18 protein-coding genes are annotated in these 16,669 nt (G+C 60.2%); 11 read left to right on the forward strand and 7 right to left on the reverse strand.

Annotated elements, in window-relative coordinates:
* Positions 1-23: 23 nt before the first annotated feature.
* A complete protein-coding gene (locus tag PMI11_RS00130) occupies positions 24-485 on the reverse strand; it encodes a GNAT family N-acetyltransferase (RefSeq protein ID WP_037070475.1) in 462 nt (153 codons plus the stop codon).
* Positions 482-3,406 (reverse strand): excinuclease ABC subunit UvrA, encoded by a 2,925-nt coding sequence (gene uvrA / locus PMI11_RS00135; protein WP_007811967.1) that lies wholly within the window; start codon positions 3,404-3,406, stop codon positions 482-484. The genes PMI11_RS00130 and uvrA overlap by 4 nt, the downstream gene beginning before the upstream one ends.
* A 254-nt stretch (positions 3,407-3,660) precedes the next feature.
* On the opposite strand from uvrA, the gene PMI11_RS00140 reads away from it, so the two are divergent.
* Positions 3,661-4,221, forward strand: a complete 561-nt coding sequence (locus PMI11_RS00140) for a single-stranded DNA-binding protein (RefSeq protein ID WP_007811971.1) — start codon at positions 3,661-3,663, stop codon at positions 4,219-4,221.
* Between the two features lie 47 nt (positions 4,222-4,268).
* Here PMI11_RS00140 and PMI11_RS00145 read toward each other — a convergent pair whose 3' ends face one another.
* Positions 4,269-4,916, reverse strand: a complete 648-nt coding sequence (locus PMI11_RS00145) for a MarC family protein (protein WP_007811973.1) — start codon at positions 4,914-4,916, stop codon at positions 4,269-4,271.
* Positions 4,917-5,141: 225 nt separating this feature from the next.
* Between PMI11_RS00145 and gyrA the strand changes: the two genes are divergently transcribed.
* The 5 genes from gyrA (at position 5,142) to PMI11_RS00170 (ending at position 11,348) form a co-directional block, all read left to right on the forward strand.
* The gene (gyrA, locus tag PMI11_RS00150; RefSeq protein ID WP_037070477.1) at positions 5,142-7,943 is read left to right on the forward strand and encodes a DNA gyrase subunit A; all 2,802 of its coding nucleotides are present in this window, start codon (positions 5,142-5,144) and stop codon (positions 7,941-7,943) included.
* Between the two features lie 119 nt (positions 7,944-8,062).
* Complete coding sequence (locus PMI11_RS00155) at positions 8,063-9,532, forward strand: FAD-binding oxidoreductase (RefSeq protein WP_244430512.1); 1,470 nt, start codon at positions 8,063-8,065, stop codon at positions 9,530-9,532.
* Between the two features lie 9 nt (positions 9,533-9,541).
* On the forward strand, positions 9,542-9,949 hold the full coding sequence (locus tag PMI11_RS00160; RefSeq protein ID WP_007811980.1) for a hypothetical protein: 408 nt from the start codon (positions 9,542-9,544) through the stop codon (positions 9,947-9,949).
* Positions 9,949-11,022, forward strand: a complete 1,074-nt coding sequence (locus tag PMI11_RS00165) for a hypothetical protein (RefSeq protein WP_007811983.1) — start codon at positions 9,949-9,951, stop codon at positions 11,020-11,022. Before PMI11_RS00160 ends, PMI11_RS00165 begins: the two co-directional genes overlap by 1 nt.
* Before the next feature lie 32 nt (positions 11,023-11,054).
* Entirely contained in the window at positions 11,055-11,348 is a 294-nt protein-coding gene (locus PMI11_RS00170) for a hypothetical protein (RefSeq protein ID WP_244430513.1), read from the forward strand.
* Between the two features lie 58 nt (positions 11,349-11,406).
* On the opposite strand, the gene PMI11_RS38340 is transcribed toward PMI11_RS00170, so the two are convergent.
* The 3 genes from PMI11_RS38340 to PMI11_RS38465 form a co-directional block, all read right to left on the reverse strand.
* Positions 11,407-11,541 carry a hypothetical protein gene (locus PMI11_RS38340; RefSeq protein WP_007811987.1) on the reverse strand — a complete coding sequence of 45 codons (135 nt, stop codon included), beginning with the start codon at positions 11,539-11,541 and terminating at the stop codon, positions 11,407-11,409.
* Between the two features lie 39 nt (positions 11,542-11,580).
* Complete coding sequence (locus PMI11_RS37625) at positions 11,581-11,742, reverse strand: hypothetical protein (RefSeq protein ID WP_162831965.1); 162 nt, start codon at positions 11,740-11,742, stop codon at positions 11,581-11,583.
* 146 nt (positions 11,743-11,888) lie between these two features.
* On the reverse strand, positions 11,889-12,059 hold the full coding sequence (locus PMI11_RS38465; protein WP_348257786.1) for a hypothetical protein: 171 nt from the start codon (positions 12,057-12,059) through the stop codon (positions 11,889-11,891).
* Positions 12,060-12,255: 196 nt separating this feature from the next.
* Between PMI11_RS38465 and coaD the strand changes: the two genes are divergently transcribed.
* The 5 genes from coaD (at position 12,256) to tgt (ending at position 16,172) form a co-directional block, all read left to right on the forward strand.
* Entirely contained in the window at positions 12,256-12,750 is a 495-nt protein-coding gene (coaD, locus tag PMI11_RS00185; protein WP_007811992.1) for a pantetheine-phosphate adenylyltransferase, read from the forward strand.
* Between the two features lie 26 nt (positions 12,751-12,776).
* Positions 12,777-13,349: a peptidylprolyl isomerase gene (locus PMI11_RS00190; RefSeq protein WP_007811994.1), complete on the forward strand. Its 573-nt coding sequence runs from the start codon at positions 12,777-12,779 to the stop codon at positions 13,347-13,349.
* 25 nt (positions 13,350-13,374) lie between these two features.
* Positions 13,375-13,884, forward strand: coding sequence for a peptidylprolyl isomerase (locus PMI11_RS00195; protein WP_007811996.1), 510 nt, complete (start codon positions 13,375-13,377; stop codon positions 13,882-13,884).
* 72 nt (positions 13,885-13,956) lie between these two features.
* Positions 13,957-15,042 carry a tRNA preQ1(34) S-adenosylmethionine ribosyltransferase-isomerase QueA gene (queA, locus tag PMI11_RS00200; protein ID WP_007811998.1) on the forward strand — a complete coding sequence of 362 codons (1,086 nt, stop codon included), beginning with the start codon at positions 13,957-13,959 and terminating at the stop codon, positions 15,040-15,042.
* The gene (tgt, locus tag PMI11_RS00205; RefSeq protein ID WP_007812000.1) at positions 15,039-16,172 is read left to right on the forward strand and encodes a tRNA guanosine(34) transglycosylase Tgt; all 1,134 of its coding nucleotides are present in this window, start codon (positions 15,039-15,041) and stop codon (positions 16,170-16,172) included. The genes queA and tgt overlap by 4 nt, the downstream gene beginning before the upstream one ends.
* Here tgt and PMI11_RS00210 read toward each other — a convergent pair whose 3' ends face one another.
* Positions 16,173-16,601: a DUF4864 domain-containing protein gene (locus tag PMI11_RS00210; protein ID WP_007812002.1), complete on the reverse strand. Its 429-nt coding sequence runs from the start codon at positions 16,599-16,601 to the stop codon at positions 16,173-16,175. It abuts the gene before it with no gap.
* Positions 16,602-16,669 lie beyond the last annotated feature (68 nt).

The following is a 16,669-nucleotide window of genomic DNA, read 5'->3' on the forward strand; positions in this document are numbered from 1 at the left end:
TGCTCCTCCTCGCTTGCGATCTCTCAGATCGCACCAACCTTTTTCGTCATGTCGACGATGGTCCATCCTGGCCGATAGGGATTGGGCCGGCGACCCGTTTCCTGAAAACCGAAGGCGGAATAAAGCGCGATGTTCCGCTCCATCCGTGCATTGGTATAGAGCCGCATCTCGAGTGTTTCCCACTCCTGCGCCTTGTCCTCCAGCCAGCGCAACATGGCCACACCATGTCCCGCCCCCTGGAAGTCCGGCGATACCGCGATACTGAAAAGCATCACATGGTCGGCATGGCGCTCGACGACCGAGAGCCCCGCCACAGCACCGTCAGCCTCCCGCAGCCAGACCTCGCCGCGCTCAATCCGCGGCTTGTAATCTTCCGTCACCGGAATCGGCGGATAGCCGAAAAGATCGGTATAGGGCTGGTAGGCGGCCGTCGTCAGCGCCACCACGGCGGGCAGGTCCGCAATCGTGGCGAGCCGCATGGTCATTCCGCCGCTGCGACCGCCTTCTTGACCGGCCGCCGCTCCAGCAGCTCCTTGAGGAACTGGCCGGTATAGGAGCGCTTCTCCTTGACGATCGTCTCTGGCGTGCCGACAGCCACGATCTCGCCGCCGCCGTCACCACCTTCGGGCCCGAAATCGAGGATCCAGTCGGCAGTTTTGATGACTTCGAGATTGTGCTCGATGACAACGACAGAATTGCCCTGATTGACCAGTTCGTGCAGCATTTCCAGAAGCTTGGCGACATCATGGAAATGCAGGCCGGTGGTAGGCTCGTCGAGGATATAGAGCGTGCGGCCCGTCGAGCGTTTCGACAATTCCTTGGCGAGCTTGACGCGCTGCGCCTCGCCGCCCGACAGCGTATTGGCCTGCTGACCGACCTTGATGTAACCGAGGCCGACATCGAAAAGCGACTGCAGCTTGTCGCGCACGGCCGGGACGGCCGTGAAGAACTCGACACCTTCCTCCACGGTCATATCGAGCACGTCGGAAATCGACTTGCCCTTGAAGGTGACATCGAGCGTTTCGCGGTTGTAACGCTTGCCGTGGCAGACGTCGCAGGTGACGTATACGTCAGGCAGGAAGTGCATCTCGATTTTGATGACGCCGTCGCCCTGGCAAGCCTCGCAGCGGCCGCCCTTGACGTTGAACGAGAAACGGCCAGGCTGGTAACCGCGCGCCTTCGCCTCCGGCAGGCCGGCAAACCAGTCACGGATCGGTGTGAAGGCGCCGGTATAGGTCGCGGGGTTCGAACGCGGCGTGCGGCCGATCGGCGACTGGTCGATGTCGATCACCTTGTCGATATGCTCGAAACCATCGATGCGGTCGTGATCGGCAGGGATTTCACGAGCGCCCATGACACGCCGTGCCGCCGACTTGTAGAGCGTTTCGATCAGGAAGGTGGATTTGCCGCCACCGGACACACCCGTTACAGCGGTAAAGACGCCGAGCGGGATTGCCGCCGTGACATTCTTCAGATTGTTGCCGCGTGCGCCAACGACCTTGATCTCCTTGCCCTTCTTCGGCTTGCGCCGCTCGTCAGGCAGGGCCACGCCGAGCTCGCCCGACAGGTATTTGCCGGTAAGCGATTTCGGATTGGCCATGATCTCCTGCGGCGTGCCATGCGCCACCACCTGGCCGCCATGCACACCGGCGGCGGGGCCGATATCAACCACATCGTCAGCCGTCAGGATCGCATCTTCGTCATGTTCGACGACGATGACCGTATTGCCGATGTCGCGAAGGTGCTTCAGCGTATCGAGAAGACGGGCATTGTCGCGCTGATGCAGACCGATCGACGGTTCGTCGAGCACATAGAGAACGCCGGTCAGGCCCGATCCGATCTGCGAGGCAAGGCGGATACGCTGGCTCTCGCCGCCGGACAGCGTGCCGGAATTGCGCGACAGGCTCAGATATTCGAGGCCCACATCATTGAGGAACCGCAGGCGGTCGCGGATTTCCTTGAGAATGCGCACGGCAATTTCGTTCTGCTTGGCGTTGAATGTCGCCGGCAGCGTCTCGAACCAGTCGCGGGCGATGCGGATCGACATCTGCGTGACTTCGCCGATATGCAGCTTGTTGATCTTGACCGCCAATGCTTCCGGCTTCAGGCGAAAACCGTTGCAGGCCGGGCAGGGGGCTGCCGACATGAAGCGTTCGATATCTTCGCGCGCCCAGGCGGAATCCGTTTCCTTCCAGCGTCGCTCGAGATTGGGCACGATGCCTTCGAAATTCTTCGAGGTCGTGTAGGAGCGCGCGCCATCCGCATAGTGGAACTCAATCCTCTCCTCGGTGCCGTTCAGGATGACATCCTTGGCTTTTTCGGGAAGGTCGTTCCAGCGGCTGCCGAGCTTGAAGCCGAAATGTTTGCCGAGCGCTTCCAGCGTCTGATTGTAATAAGGAGAAGTCGACTTGGCCCAGGGCGCGATAGCACCGTCGCGCAGCGTACGCTCCGGCTCGGGCACGATCAGGTCAGGGTCGATCTTCTGCTGCGAACCGAGACCGTCGCAAGTCGGGCATGCGCCGAAGGGATTGTTGAACGAGAAGAGCCGTGGTTCGATTTCCGGAATGGTGAAACCGGAGACCGGGCAGGCGAACTTCTCCGAAAACAGCACGCGCTCATGCGTTTCATTGAGCGACTTGTTGGCCGAGCCGCCGGCCGAGGTTTCCTCGGGCGGCAGCGGCTTGTCGGCGAATTCGGCAACGGCGAGGCCATCGGCGAGCTTCAGCGCCGTTTCGAAACTGTCGGCCAGGCGCGAGGCCATGTCGGGCCGCACGACGATACGGTCGATGACCACGTCGATATCGTGCTTGTATTTCTTGTCGAGAACAGGTGCATCGGCGATTTCGTAGAACTGACCGTCCACCTTGACGCGCTGGAAGCCCTTTTTCATGAGCTCCGCCAGTTCCTTCTTATACTCGCCCTTGCGGCCGCGGATCATCGGCGCCAAGATGTAAAGACGCGTGCCTTCCTCGAAGGCCAGCACACGGTCAACCATCTGGCTCACCGTCTGGCTTTCGATCGGCAGGCCCGTGGCCGGCGAATAGGGAACCCCGACGCGTGCAAACAGCAGGCGCATATAGTCGTAGATTTCGGTGACCGTGCCGACCGTCGAGCGCGGGTTGCGCGAGGTCGTCTTCTGCTCGATCGAGATTGCCGGCGACAGCCCGTCGATCTGGTCGACATCGGGTTTCTGCATCATTTCCAGGAACTGGCGCGCATAGGCCGAAAGGCTTTCGACATAGCGGCGCTGGCCTTCGGCATAGATCGTATCGAAGGCGAGCGAGGATTTGCCGGAGCCGGAAAGGCCGGTCATAACGATCAGCTTGTTCCGCGGCAGATCGAGGTCGATGCCCTTCAGATTATGCTCGCGCGCGCCACGGATGGAGATCGTCTTCAGTTCGCTCATCGTCTCTGCTTCAGATGGTTTGGGGATAACAGCCCTTATTTAGTGATGCCAGCGGGCGAGTCGAGGCTGAATGTCCGGAACAACAAAGGTTTTCGATTCTGTTGACAGGATCATAGCGAATAATTAGAACAAATAAAGAACAAAATTCCTTGTGGATTAAGAGGCCCTGGATGCGCATCGCTTGTCCTCTATGGTTTAAGGTGCGCCGATGATTTTTGAACGTCGCCGGTCAGGGCGGCAGTAAGGTGAATGATATGGCTGGCAGTGTGAACAAGGTAATTCTTATCGGAAACGTGGGTGCCGACCCCGAAATCCGGCGCACGCAGGATGGCCGGCCGATCGCCAATCTTCGCATCGCGACTTCGGAAACATGGCGCGACCGCAATTCCGGCGAGCGCCGCGAGAAGACCGAATGGCACACGGTGGTGGTCTTCAACGAAGGCCTCTGCAAGGTCGTCGAGCAATATGTGAAGAAGGGCGCCAAGCTCTATATCGAGGGCGCGCTGCAGACCCGCAAGTGGCAGGACCAGACCGGCAACGATCGCTACTCGACGGAAATCGTGCTGCAGGGCTTCAACTCGACGCTGACGATGCTCGATGGACGTGGTGAAGGCGGCGGCGCAAGTTCCGGCTTCGGCGGCGGTCGCGGCGGCGATGATTTCGGTGGCGGCGGTTATGGCGATGATTACGGCGCACCCGCTCCATCGTCCGGCGGTGGTCGCAGCGGTGGTGGCCGTAGCGGCGGAAGCAGCGGCGGCGGTAACGCTGGTGGCGGCAACTTCTCGCGCGATCTCGACGACGATATCCCGTTTTGATCGATGCTATCCGAAAGTTCTGATGACGGCGCCCTTGGGCGCCGTTTTCATGTCGGCGTGGCGCTGATCAGATTGAGAGCAGATTTCGCACCGTCGACAACGAACTGCGCGGCGAGTGCGGCCAGGATCACGCCAAGAAGACGGGTGAGGATCGCCCGGCCGGTCACGCCGAGGAAGCGGTCGAGCCGGTCGGCAAGGAACAGCACCACTAGGGTGATCAGCAGGCAGCCGGCAATGACGCCGATCAGCTGCGCCCGCTCGACGGTAGAGGGCAGGGTGCCTCCGAGCAGGATCGTCGCGGAAATGGCGCCCGGCCCGGCAATCAGCGGCAGTGCCAGCGGGAAGACGGCAATATTCTCGATATGATCCTTGGTGATCGCCACTTCCGTGGTCTTTTCCTTGCGGTCCTGGCGCTTCTCGAAAACCATTTCGAAGGCGATCCAGAAAAGCAGCAGTCCGCCGGCCAGCCGGAAGGCGCCGATGGAAATGCCGAGCACCCCGAGCACGCTGGAGCCGAACAGCGCGAAGACGGCAAGGATGATGAAGGCGATGGTAGCGCCGCGCAGCGCCACCTGCTTACGCTCCGGCCTGCTCATGCCGACGGTGAGGCCGAGGAAGAGCGGAGCAAGCCCCGGCGGATCGATGGTAACGAGCAGCGTCGTGAACGCGTTGATCAGTTGGTCTGCGCTTGCCATCGCTTCTTCAAAACCCCATATAGATGCTTGTTTTTGATGATTGTGATGTGCGGCTTCCGATTTGGCAAATGCATGATCGCTGATTGTCTCCTACCCATGGGCAAATGGCGCGATTTGCCCTCTTTCGACCGCAAAAGTCTGTTCAAAACCCCTGGCTAAATTGGCGCGGGAACAGGCTTTCCGCTATAAATCTTCAAGTGATTCTAGAAGAGAACGTGAACCGTTTTGACTGAGCAAACACCCCCCGGCGGCGGGAAGCTCCCGCCAGGTATCGAGCCCATCTCCATTATGGAGGAAATGCAGAGGTCGTATCTCGATTACGCGATGAGCGTGATCGTGTCCCGCGCACTGCCTGACGTGCGCGATGGCCTCAAGCCCGTGCACCGGCGCATTCTCTACGGCATGTCCGAACTCGGCATCGACTGGAACAAGAAATACGTCAAATGCGCCCGTGTCACCGGGGACGTGATGGGTAAATACCATCCGCACGGCAACGCCGCGATCTATGACGCGCTGGCCCGCATGGCGCAGCATTGGTCACTGCGCCTGCCCCTGATCGACGGTCAGGGCAATTTCGGCTCTGTCGACGGTGACCCGCCGGCGGCCGAACGTTACACCGAATGCCGCCTGCAGAAGGCCGCCCATTCGCTGCTCGACGATCTCGACAAGGAGACGGTCGACTTCCGTGACAACTATGACGGCACTCTGTCAGAGCCGGTCGTGGTTCCCGCCAAGTTCCCGAACTTGCTGGTCAATGGTGCGGGCGGCATTGCCGTCGGCATGGCGACCAATATTCCGCCGCACAACCTGTCTGAGGTCATCGACGGCTGCATCGCGCTGATCAACGATCCGGCGATCGAGCTGCCTGATTTGATGCAGATCATCCCGGGTCCGGATTTCCCGACCGGCGCCAAGATCCTCGGCCGCGCCGGCATCCGTTCGGCTTATGAAACCGGCCGTGGTTCGGTCATCATGCGCGGCGTTGCCGCCATCGAGCCGATGCGCGGCGATCGCGAACAGATCATCATTACTGAAATTCCCTATCAGGTGAACAAGGCGACGATGATCGAGAAGATGGCCGAACTGGTGCGCGAAAAGCGCATCGAAGGCATTTCCGATCTGCGCGACGAATCCGACCGTCAGGGCTACCGCGTCGTCGTCGAGCTGAAGCGCGACGCCAATGCCGACGTCATCCTCAACCAGCTCTACCGCTACACGCCACTGCAGACCTCCTTCGGCTGCAACATGGTGGCGCTGAACGGCGGCAAGCCGGAACAGCTGACGCTGCTCGACATGCTCCGCGCTTTCGTCTCCTTCCGTGAGGAAGTCGTTAGCCGGAGAACGAAGTTTCTGCTTCGTAAGGCGCGCGAACGCGCGCATGTCTTGGTGGGTCTCGCAATCGCCGTCGCCAATATCGACGAAGTCATCCGCGTTATCCGCCAGGCGCCGGACCCGCAGTCCGCCCGCGAAGAACTGATGACCCGCCGTTGGCCGGCGGAAGACGTCGAAAGCCTGATCCGCCTCATCGACGACCCGCGTCACCGCATCAATGACGACCTGACCTACAACCTCTCGGAAGAGCAGGCCCGTGCGATCCTTGAGCTCCGCCTTGCACGTCTGACGGCCCTCGGCCGCGACGAAATCGGCGATGAACTCAATAAGATAGGCGAGGAAATCAAGGACTACCTCGATATCCTGTCGTCGCGCGTGCGCATCCAGACAATAGTCAAGGACGAGCTGACCTCTGTCCGTGACGAGTTCGGCACACCGCGTCGCACAGAGATCATCGATGGCGGCCTCGAGATGGACGATGAGGACCTCATCGCCCGCGAAGACATGGTCGTGACCGTCTCGCATCTCGGCTACATCAAGCGCGTGCCGCTCGCGACCTATCGTGCGCAGCGCCGCGGCGGCAAGGGCCGCTCGGGCATGACCACTCGCGACGAAGATTTCGTTAGCCGGCTATTTGTGGTTAACACTCATACCCCGGTTCTGTTCTTCTCCTCGCGCGGCATCGTCTACAAGGAAAAGGTCTGGCGCCTACCGATCGGCACCCCGACTTCGCGCGGCAAGGCGTTGATCAACATGCTGCCGCTGGAATCCGGTGAACGCATCACCACCATCCTGCCTTTGCCTGAGGACGAGGATAGCTGGGATAACCTCGACGTCATGTTCTCGACGACGCGCGGCACTGTCCGCCGCAACAAGCTGTCGGATTTCGTCCAGGTGAATCGCAATGGTAAGATCGCCATGAAGCTGGACGAGGAGGGCGATGAAATCCTCTCGGTCGAGACCTGTACCGATCAGGACGACGTTCTGCTGACCACGGCGCTCGGCCAATGCATCCGCTTCTCCGTCGATGACGTCCGTGTCTTTGCCGGCCGCAACTCCATCGGCGTGCGCGGCATCAATCTCGGCGACGGCGACAGCATCATCTCGATGACGATCGTTGGCCATGTCGATGCGGAGCCATGGGAACGTGCTGCCTATCTCAAGCGCTCGGCTACAGAGCGTCGTGCAATAGGCGTGGACGAAGAGGATATCGCTCTGGTAGGTGAAGAAGTCACCGAAGAGGGACAGCTCTCTGACGAGCGTTACGAAGAGCTGAAGGCGCGCGAACAGTTCGTGCTGACGGTCTCGGAAAAGGGCTTCGGCAAGCGCTCGTCCTCTTACGATTTCCGCATCTCCGGCCGTGGTGGCAAGGGTATCCGCGCCACCGACACGTCGAAAACAGGCGAAATCGGCAAGCTGGTCGCGGCCTTCCCGATCGACGACGGCGATCAGATCATGCTCGTCTCGGATGGCGGTCAGTTGATCCGCGTCCCGGTCGGCGGCATCCGCATCGCCAGCCGCGCTACGAAGGGCGTGACAATCTTCTCCACCGCCAAGGATGAGAAGGTTGTCTCGGTCGAGCGCATCAGCGAGCCGGAAGAAGAAGAGACGACGGAAAACGGTGACGAAGCCGTGGTTTCCGAAGGCGAAGCTCCTGCAGCGGGCGAAGCTGACGAAACCCCGTCGGCTGAATAATTCACCACTTTCTCATTGCAGACCGGGCGGCCCCTGCCGCCCGGTTTTTTATTGCGCTATGAAGGACTTGCCGATTCATCCGGAGGGGGAATGTTGTGGGCAGGTGGACAAGGCGAGGAGTGCTGGCCGGTATTTCGGCCGCAGCCGGTGTGGCGGCGGGGCGTTTTCTGCTTCAGCCGCAAAGTGATCCCGGACCAGCCTTTCCAGCGGAACTTCCCATTGAAGATGGCGCGACCATTCTCAATGACGCCGGAGAACTGACACCGACCCGGGTCGCGGCACATCTGACCGTCAAGGAGCCGCCGCAGGAGGCCATGATCGGCCGGTTGCGCACGGCGCTCGCTGAAGCCGTCAGGGCAAACAGGCCCTTCATCGCCAGCGCGGCGCGCCATTCGATGGGCGGCCAGAGCCTTGTCGAGAATGGCACGGCACTGACGCTTGATCAGGATTGGCTGGAGGCAGATACAGCCGCCAAGACCTACCGCGTCGCGGCCGGCGCGCGTTGGTCGACGATCATTTCCAAGCTCGATAGCATCGGCTTTTCGCCCGCCGTCATGCAGTCCAACAACGACTTCGGCGTTGCCAGCACCTTTTCGGTCAATGCCCATGGCTGGCCGGTTCCATTCAGTGCTTGCGGCAGCACTGTCCGCTCCATCAGGTTGATGACGGTGGACGGCAATCTGATGACCTGCTCACGCACGGAGAATGCGGAGCTCTTCAACCATGCCATGGGTGGATACGGCCTTTTCGGTGTCATCACCGAGCTTGAACTCGACATGGTGCCGAATATGCTCCTGCAGCCGACCTTCGAGCACCTGGCGGGCAAGGATCTCGGCCGCCGCTTTGCCGAGGTTCTGGCGGGCGACAGCGCGATCAACATGGCCTATGGCCGCATGGATGTTTCGCTCGACCGTTTCTTTGAAGATGCGCTGTTGATTACCTATCGCGCCGCTCCGGACCAGACGAAGATACCTCCGGCCTCCGGTTCCGGCTTCATCAGCCACGTGTCGCGTGAAATCTTCCGGGCGCAGCTCGGTTCGGATGCGGCCAAACATCTTCGCTGGTGGACCGAGGCTGTCATCAATCCATCGCTTGGGGCGCAGGCGACACGCAACAGCCTGATGAACGAACCCGTCATCACACTCGATGACCGCGATCCGTCCCGCACGGATATCCTGCACGAATATTTCGTCTCGCCGTCTCGCTTCGCTGATTTCGTTGCAGCCTGCCAGGATGTCATCCCGGCTTCGTATCAGCAGCTTCTCAATATTACGCTGCGTTATGTCGATACCGATCGCGCCAGTGTGCTGGCTTATGCTGGGGAACCCCGCATTGCCGCCGTCATGCTCTTCTCGCAGGAAAAAACGGTGAGGGGCGAGGCTGACATGCAGCGCATGACAGAAGCGCTGATCGAGCGCGTGCTCGCAATCGGCGGCAGCTATTATCTGCCGTATCGGCCGCATGCCCGATTGGATCAGTTTACCCGCGCCTATCCCCGCGCTGAGGAATTTGCAGCGGCCAAGCGCCGGCTGGATCCCCGCCTTACTTTCCGTAATCATTTCTGGGATCGCTATCTCGGAAGCCTCTAGGGAGATGACATGTCCAGGCTTCGGCTGATTGCTGTGCTTTATACGGTGACTCTGCTCTTTGCGGCCGCATTGAATTACATTCCGGGACTGACGGATGCGGAGGGGCGCGCATTCGGCATCTTCGCGCTCGATATCTACGACGACAGCCTGCATCTGGCCTCGGCTGCCTGGGCCGGCATCGCAGCCTTCCTGTCGGCCCGGGCGTCCCGAAACTTTCTTTTCTATTTCGGCCTGCTCTATTTCAGCGATGGTCTGCTCGGCCTGATCACCGGGTCGGGTTACCTTGATCTCGGCATCGTCAATTACGGCATTCAGGATCTTCCCTTTACGTTCAAGATCCTCGCCAACCTGCCGCATCTCTTTCTTGGCGGTGCGGGAATCGCCTCCAGCTATATTTTCCGCCGTGAGGCTCTGTGATGCGCCGCCTTCTGAAGATCATCGGCTGGCTCCTCGCGGTTCTCATCGTCGCCGTCCTGCTGCTGCTGAGCCCGGCCGCCTATGTCGAGACCTTCTGCCACGCCGACCCCGAGCCCGACAGCTACAAACCGCTGATATCGGATCCTGAATTCCGCCGGCAGGGGGCCAATACCTATCTCACCTATCCGGAGTGGCATATCGTCTATGCCTATGACGGCCTCGCCGAAACGCTGAAGACGAGCGACGAATATGGCTTCGGCTATTTCTCCAGCATGAAGGATTTCTGGATCGCAGACTGCGCGCTGACCCGCATTGCCGATCGCCACGGCGGCGCCGACAGCGAGACGCGAATGATGATCGCGACCATCGGCGTCAGCTTCACGCTCGAAATGGGCCTGAAGGCGGCCTATGAGGAAACGATCGGCCGAGTTTTTGCGCTCTGGCGCGGCAGCCAAAAGTCACCGCAGGATATCGTCGCTCGCGATATGGCGATCGATTATGCAGCCTTCCTGCGCCAGACACCCTGGTACAAATATCCCTTCCAGCCCTGGATCGACAGGCTTTGGGCCGCACCGGTGGAAGAGCCGTTGCGTGGTTGGGAACGCCGTCTGGCACTCGGCGGCGAGTGGCGTGCAAAGATCGCCTATGCCGGCATGATCGCCAGCGCTGTTGCCGCAACCGGCGAGGCGAAGTTGACGATCCGATCGGTCGTTTCAGGCCTGCCGGCTACCACGCTTTCGGCAATTCCCGATGTATCGGTCATTTCAGAAAGTGCCGATGGCGTGCTGATCGAGACGCCGCGCTACGACCGCTTCACCCATATCCTCGCGGAGATCGCCAAGGCAGGCGGTACAATCCGCGAGATTGCCGGCAATGACGAGATCATGGTATCGCTTACCATGCCGTCAGGGATGGAGCAGGGCAATCTGCCCGGCGAGGTGATCGCACGCCTGCCTCGCACCGGTTTTGACAGCGACCGCCTGCTTCTGTCGGTCAAGATGGCTGATCTCGCGCCTCTGCTCAAGGACCGGCCAATTGCCGATCCGGGCCTCGAACATATATTCGATTTCTGAAACATCGGACGGGTGGCTCTTTGATCAGGCGCTTGGCACGCAGGACCGGCACTGCGATTGCGGTCGTTGCCGCAGTCTTCGCGCTGTTTGCTGTCGTCTTCGCGGCAACGGGCGAGGCGCCGGCTGCCATGGTCTTTCCCGCCGGCAGCATCGAACCCGGCGCATTGCCCGAAGGTGTCTCCATCCTGCGATGGGGCAGGGGCTTTGCCGTCGTCACAAGCGAACGCAGCGACTATGTGCGTGCGCTCTATGGCAAGGGGGCTCTTCTTGTTCTGCCGCTGCGAAAGAGCGGCTGTCTGGCGCTGCGGCCTGCATCTTCGACATGAGAAAAGCCGGATGCAGAACCTCCGGCTTGCATTCATGCCTTGTGCTGCGGGAGCGGCTTTAGAAAGCGCTATGCTTCTTGTTCATCGATTTCACTTCCTCGCTTTCACGGCGCAGCGCGGAAATCGTCGAAGTAACGGACACTATGAACATGATGCTGATGAGTGCTGTGAAAACTGTCAGGATCGTGAACATGGTGGCGTTCCTTTCTGTAGGGAGTTGCGTTCGCGCCCCTCAGTACTGACCGAGCACGCTTACGGAGCGAGCCGAAGCGAACGGGCCATAGACCTTCGAGGTATCGACCTTCTGATTGTCATAGAGAGCGATTGTGGCAGTCAGCATGCCTGTAATCATTACCATCCAGAGCATGTTAATCATGGTGATCTTGCCAGGCATCTTAATTCCCTTCCTGCCGCGCTTCCGCATCTCATATGTGTCGATCATTTGAACGCATCCGTCTTTAAAAGGTTCCCGCCGGATGTTGACGGGGGATTTACCAACCGTGATCTGAAGCGACCTTGAATGTCGCGTTCATCTGCCGTTCAGAATTCAAATCGATTAGAACGCATCCGGCCAAGCTGTCGCATCATGGCCGCATGTTCATTGACCTCCGGCCGTACCCAGCCAAGCTGATGCCGATCTGCGAAGTAGCCGTAGAAAAGCTCCGCAAACACCGAAAAAATAACGGCTATGGCGATAAGGATGATCAGCATGATCGGGGTCTTTCCGGGGAGTGACGCTGCCGGGACCGGCAGCTTCTGTTGATGATCCGAGTAAAGCAGATCGCATCTGAGCGGGCCTTGAACGCCCCGTTCATTCATCGTTCAGACGCGTGGGGCGGCACGGCTAAATAACTTGCGGGAAACCGGCTTCCGTGACAAAAGGCGTGAAAACAAACGGCCGGACGACATGACCAACGCTTTCTATCCGGGGTCCTTCGACCCGATCACCAATGGACACGTTGACGTGCTGGTCCAGGCGCTCAATGTCGCCGAGAAGGTGATCGTCGCGATCGGTATTCATCCTGGCAAGGCGCCACTCTTCTCCTTCGAGGAAAAGGCAGCGCTGATCCGCGCGTCGCTCGCTGAGGTCCTGCCAGAAAAGAGCGCGCATATCGACGTCGTCTCCTTCGACAATCTCGTTGTTGATGCCGCACGGGCGCACGGTACGAGCCTGCTGATCCGCGGCCTGCGCGACGGTACGGATCTCGACTATGAAATGCAGATGGCCGGCATGAACCGGCAGATGGCGCCTGATATCCAGACCATCTTTCTGCCGGCAGGCACGGCCTCGCGGCCCATTACCGCCACATTGGTGCGCCAGATCGCGGCCATGGGCGGCGATGTCAGCGCCTTCGTGCCGGCCGCCGTCTTGCAAGCCCTGAAATCCAAGCGCAAAGCCTAGGCGGATACCGCCTCAATGGAGCTCACATGAAACTCTTTTATCTTGCATTTGCCGGCGTGCTCTATCTCGCTTCCTTCGCGGGCGACGCTTTTGCGCAGGCTGCCGATCACTATGTCACCATTCAGTTGAAGAGTGGCCCGGTCGTCATTCAGCTTCTGCCTGACGTCGCGCCGAAGCATGTGGCGCAGATCGAGGCGCTGGTGAAGAAGGGCGAATATGACAATGTCGCCTTCCACCGCGTCATCCCTGGCTTCATGGCCCAGACCGGCGACGTGAAGTATGGCAACATGGAAAAGAACTTCGATGCGAGCCAGGCCGGTACCGGCGGCTCCGACCTGCCTGACCTTCCGGCTGAATTCTCCAAGACGCCCTTTGTCCGCGGCACGGTCGGCATGGCGCGCGCCCAGGATCCGAATTCCGCCAACTCGCAGTTCTTCATCATGTTCGCGGACGGCTCCTTCCTGAACGGCCAGTACACGGTCGTCGGCAAGGTTGTCTCGGGCATGGAAAACGTCGACAAGATCAAGAAGGGCGAAGGCCAGAACGGCGAAGTCAGCAATCCTGACCGCATGATCAAGGTCACGATCGGCAAGAAGTAAGTTCAAGACAAGAAGGAGAACGACAATGGCCGAGATCAAGGATCCGGAAAACACCATCATTCTGGAAACCACCAAGGGCAAGGTTGTCATCCAGCTTCTGCCGCAGGTCGCGCCCGAGCATGTCAAGCGTATCAAGGAACTCGCCCGCGAGAAGGCATATGACGGTGTCGTTTTCCACCGCGTCATCGCCGATTTCATGGCGCAGACCGGTGACGTGCAGTTCGGTAAGAAGGGCGGCGAAAACTTCAACCCTGGTCGTGCCGGCATGGGCGGCTCTGAAAAGGACGACCTGAAGGCTGAATTCTCGGCAACGCCGCATATCCGCGGCACCTGCTCGATGGCCCGTTCGCAGAGCCCGAACTCGGCGAACTCCCAGTTCTTCATCTGCTTCACCGACGCTCCGTGGCTGAACAAGCAGTATTCCGTCTGGGGCCAGGTTATCGAAGGCATGGACAATATCGACAAGATCAAGAAGGGCGAGCCCGTCTCCGATCCGGATTCGATCGTCTCCTTGCGGGTTGCCGCCGACGTCTGATTGTGATTTCTGCTGGAACCCGCCCTTGCGCGAGAGCGCGGGGCGGGTTTCGCTTTGCCTGAAAGTACCTTGATGCGCGTAGACCTCTTCGATTTCGACCTGCCGGATGAACGCATTGCGCTGCGGCCCGCCGAGCCGCGCGATAGCGCGGGTCTGCTTGTCGTCGATCCGAATACGCAGCCCGTTCTTTCCGATCATCGCGTCTTCGACCTGCCGTCTTTCCTGCGGGCAGGCGACGCGCTGGTGTTCAACGATACCAAGGTCATTCCGGCCCAGCTTGAGGGCATTCGTCATCGCGAGGGCGCTGGCGGCCAACAGGTGTCGGCCACACTCCACATGCGCATCGGTGCCAGCAAGTGGAAAGCCTTCGCCAAGCCCGGCAAGCGTATCAAGGAAGGCGACCGTATCGCCTTCGGCCACGGCGGCGAAAGCTGCATGATCGGCTCGCTCGATGCGACGGTCGAGGAAAAGGGCGAAGCGGGTGAAGTGACGCTCGCATTCGATCTCTCCGGCCCTGCGCTGGACGAGGCGATTGCCAGCGTCGGCCATATTCCGCTGCCGCCCTATATCGCCGCCAAGCGTCCCGAAGACGAACGTGACCGCGCCGATTACCAGACCATCTATGCGCGGGAGGAGGGCGCCGTCGCCGCCCCGACTGCCGGCCTGCATTTCACGCCCGGCCTGTTTGAAGCGCTCGACAAAGCGGGCATCGAAAGGCATTTCGTGACCCTGCATGTTGGCGCCGGCACATTCCTGCCGGTCAAGGCTGATGATACCGACGATCACAAGATGCATCTTGAAAGCGGCTATGTAAGCGCGGAAACGGCGGCCCGGCTGAATGCGGTCAAGCAAAGGGGCGGGCGCATCATCTGCGTCGGCACGACCTCGTTGCGGCTGATCGAGAGCGCTGCAGACGAGAACGGTGAGATAAAGCCCTGGGCCGGCGCGACAGGCATCTTCATTACGCCCGGCTACCGCTTCAAGGCGGTCGATATCCTGATGACGAACTTTCACCTGCCGCGCTCGACGCTCTTCATGCTGGTTTCGGCCTTTGCCGGTTTCGACACCATGCAAGCGGCCTATAAACACGCCATTTCGACAGGCTACCGCTTCTATTCTTACGGCGACGCGAGCCTTCTTTTCCGGAAAGACCGATGACGACTGAGAACTTCCAGTTCACCCTCAAGAAGACCGATGGCGGTGCCCGCCTCGGTGAAGTTTCCATGCCGCGCGGCACGATCCGCACGCCGGCCTTCATGCCCGTCGGCACGGTCGGCACTGTCAAGGCCATGTATCTCGACCAGGTGCGCGAGACGGGTGCCGACATCATCCTCGGCAATACCTATCACCTGATGCTGCGCCCAACGGCCGAACGCGTTGCTCGCCTCGGCGGCTTGCACAAGCTCATCCGCTGGGAACACCCGATCCTGACGGATTCCGGCGGCTTCCAGGTCATGTCGCTTTCCGGCCTGCGCAAGCTCGATGAGCAGGGTGTCACCTTCAAGTCGCATGTCGACGGCAGCCTGCATCACATGTCACCGGAGCGCTCCATCGAAATCCAGGGGCTGCTCGGCTCCGATATCCAGATGCAGCTCGATGAATGCGTGGCATTGCCGGCCGAACCCAAGGAAATCGAGCGCGCCATGGAGCTCTCGCTGCGCTGGGCCGAGCGCTGCAAGGTTGCCTTCGGCAACCAGCCGGGCAAGGCCATGTTCGGTATCGTCCAGGGTGGCGACGTGCCGGCCCTGCGTGTCCGCTCAGCCGAGGAACTCGCCAAACTCGACCTCAAGGGCTACGCCGTCGGCGGTCTTGCGGTCGGCGAGCCGCAGGACGTCATGCTGAAGATGCTCGAGGAGACGCTTCCGGTCCTGCCAGGCGAAAAGCCGCGTTATCTGATGGGTGTCGGCACGCCCGATGACATCCTGAAATCCGTTGCCCGCGGTATCGACATGTTCGACTGCGTGATGCCGACCCGCTCGGGCCGTCATGGTTTGGCCTTTACCCGCCGTGGCAAGGTCAATATCCGCAATGCCCGACACGCCGAGGACATGCGGCCGCTCGACGAAAAGTCGAACTGCCCGGCAACGCGTGACTATTCCCGCGCCTATCTCCACCACCTCGTCCGCGCCAACGAGGCGCTCGGCGGCATGCTGCTTTCCTGGCACAATCTGAACTACTATCAGGAACTGATGCAGGGCATCCGCAAGGCGATCGCCGAAGGCCGTTTCGCCGATTTCATGGCCGAGACGATTGAGGAATGGGCGAGGGGTGATCTCGAACCCGTCTGATCAGATGCCCTTGCTGTCGGCATTCGGCACGATCTGCACGCCGTTGATCTTGAAGCTGCCGTCAGGCTGACGAGCGACCTGATAGATCGCCGTCCAGTCCTTGCCGTCGCGGCCGGAAATCAGCACTTCCTGATAGATCATTGCGCCATCGTCGATCGACCTGCTGCGCCCGAAGGCATAGTTGCCAGGATGATAGACCGGCTCGTAGCTCTTCTTCACCATGGCGAAGAAGACATTCTTGTCGGGATACATGGCCTTGATGCCGGGCGCAGCGAAGGAATAGGCGGTATCCGCATCGTCCTTGAGGAATGCCCTGATCTGCTCCTCGATCATCGTCTGTGTTGTCTGCACGGGATCTTCGGCGCGGGCCGCCATGCCTGACATTACGGATACGGCACACAGAACCAGCACTGCGAAGAAAGCGCGCATGGGATCATCTCCGGCTATATCACCGGAAGTGTAGGCTATTTTGCGCGCAAGGAAAGAGCCCGATAAAA

Source organism: Rhizobium sp. CF142 (assembly GCF_000281145.1).
Lineage (GTDB): Bacteria > Pseudomonadota > Alphaproteobacteria > Rhizobiales > Rhizobiaceae > Rhizobium.

What these genes read in the sequence shown, in the direction of transcription:
- PMI11_RS00165 (WP_007811983.1), top strand. Translation starts at nt 9,949, where the DNA reads ATGCGCCGCCTTCTGAAGATCATCGGCTGGCTCCTCGCGGTTCTCATC.
- PMI11_RS00130 (WP_037070475.1), bottom strand. Translation starts at nt 485, where the DNA reads ATGACCATGCGGCTCGCCACGATTGCGGACCTGCCCGCCGTGGTGGCG.
- PMI11_RS00195 (WP_007811996.1), top strand. Translation starts at nt 13,375, where the DNA reads ATGGCCGAGATCAAGGATCCGGAAAACACCATCATTCTGGAAACCACC.
- coaD (WP_007811992.1), top strand. Translation starts at nt 12,256, where the DNA reads ATGACCAACGCTTTCTATCCGGGGTCCTTCGACCCGATCACCAATGGA.
- PMI11_RS38465 (WP_348257786.1), bottom strand. Translation starts at nt 12,059, where the DNA reads ATGCTGATCATCCTTATCGCCATAGCCGTTATTTTTTCGGTGTTTGCG.
- PMI11_RS00210 (WP_007812002.1), bottom strand. Translation starts at nt 16,601, where the DNA reads ATGCGCGCTTTCTTCGCAGTGCTGGTTCTGTGTGCCGTATCCGTAATG.
- PMI11_RS00145 (WP_007811973.1), bottom strand. Translation starts at nt 4,916, where the DNA reads ATGGCAAGCGCAGACCAACTGATCAACGCGTTCACGACGCTGCTCGTT.
- PMI11_RS00140 (WP_007811971.1), top strand. Translation starts at nt 3,661, where the DNA reads ATGGCTGGCAGTGTGAACAAGGTAATTCTTATCGGAAACGTGGGTGCC.
- tgt (WP_007812000.1), top strand. Translation starts at nt 15,039, where the DNA reads ATGACGACTGAGAACTTCCAGTTCACCCTCAAGAAGACCGATGGCGGT.
- PMI11_RS38340 (WP_007811987.1), bottom strand. Translation starts at nt 11,541, where the DNA reads ATGTTCACGATCCTGACAGTTTTCACAGCACTCATCAGCATCATGTTC.
- queA (WP_007811998.1), top strand. Translation starts at nt 13,957, where the DNA reads ATGCGCGTAGACCTCTTCGATTTCGACCTGCCGGATGAACGCATTGCG.
- uvrA (WP_007811967.1), bottom strand. Translation starts at nt 3,406, where the DNA reads ATGAGCGAACTGAAGACGATCTCCATCCGTGGCGCGCGCGAGCATAAT.
- PMI11_RS00190 (WP_007811994.1), top strand. Translation starts at nt 12,777, where the DNA reads ATGAAACTCTTTTATCTTGCATTTGCCGGCGTGCTCTATCTCGCTTCC.
- PMI11_RS37625 (WP_162831965.1), bottom strand. Translation starts at nt 11,742, where the DNA reads ATGCCTGGCAAGATCACCATGATTAACATGCTCTGGATGGTAATGATT.
- PMI11_RS00160 (WP_007811980.1), top strand. Translation starts at nt 9,542, where the DNA reads ATGTCCAGGCTTCGGCTGATTGCTGTGCTTTATACGGTGACTCTGCTC.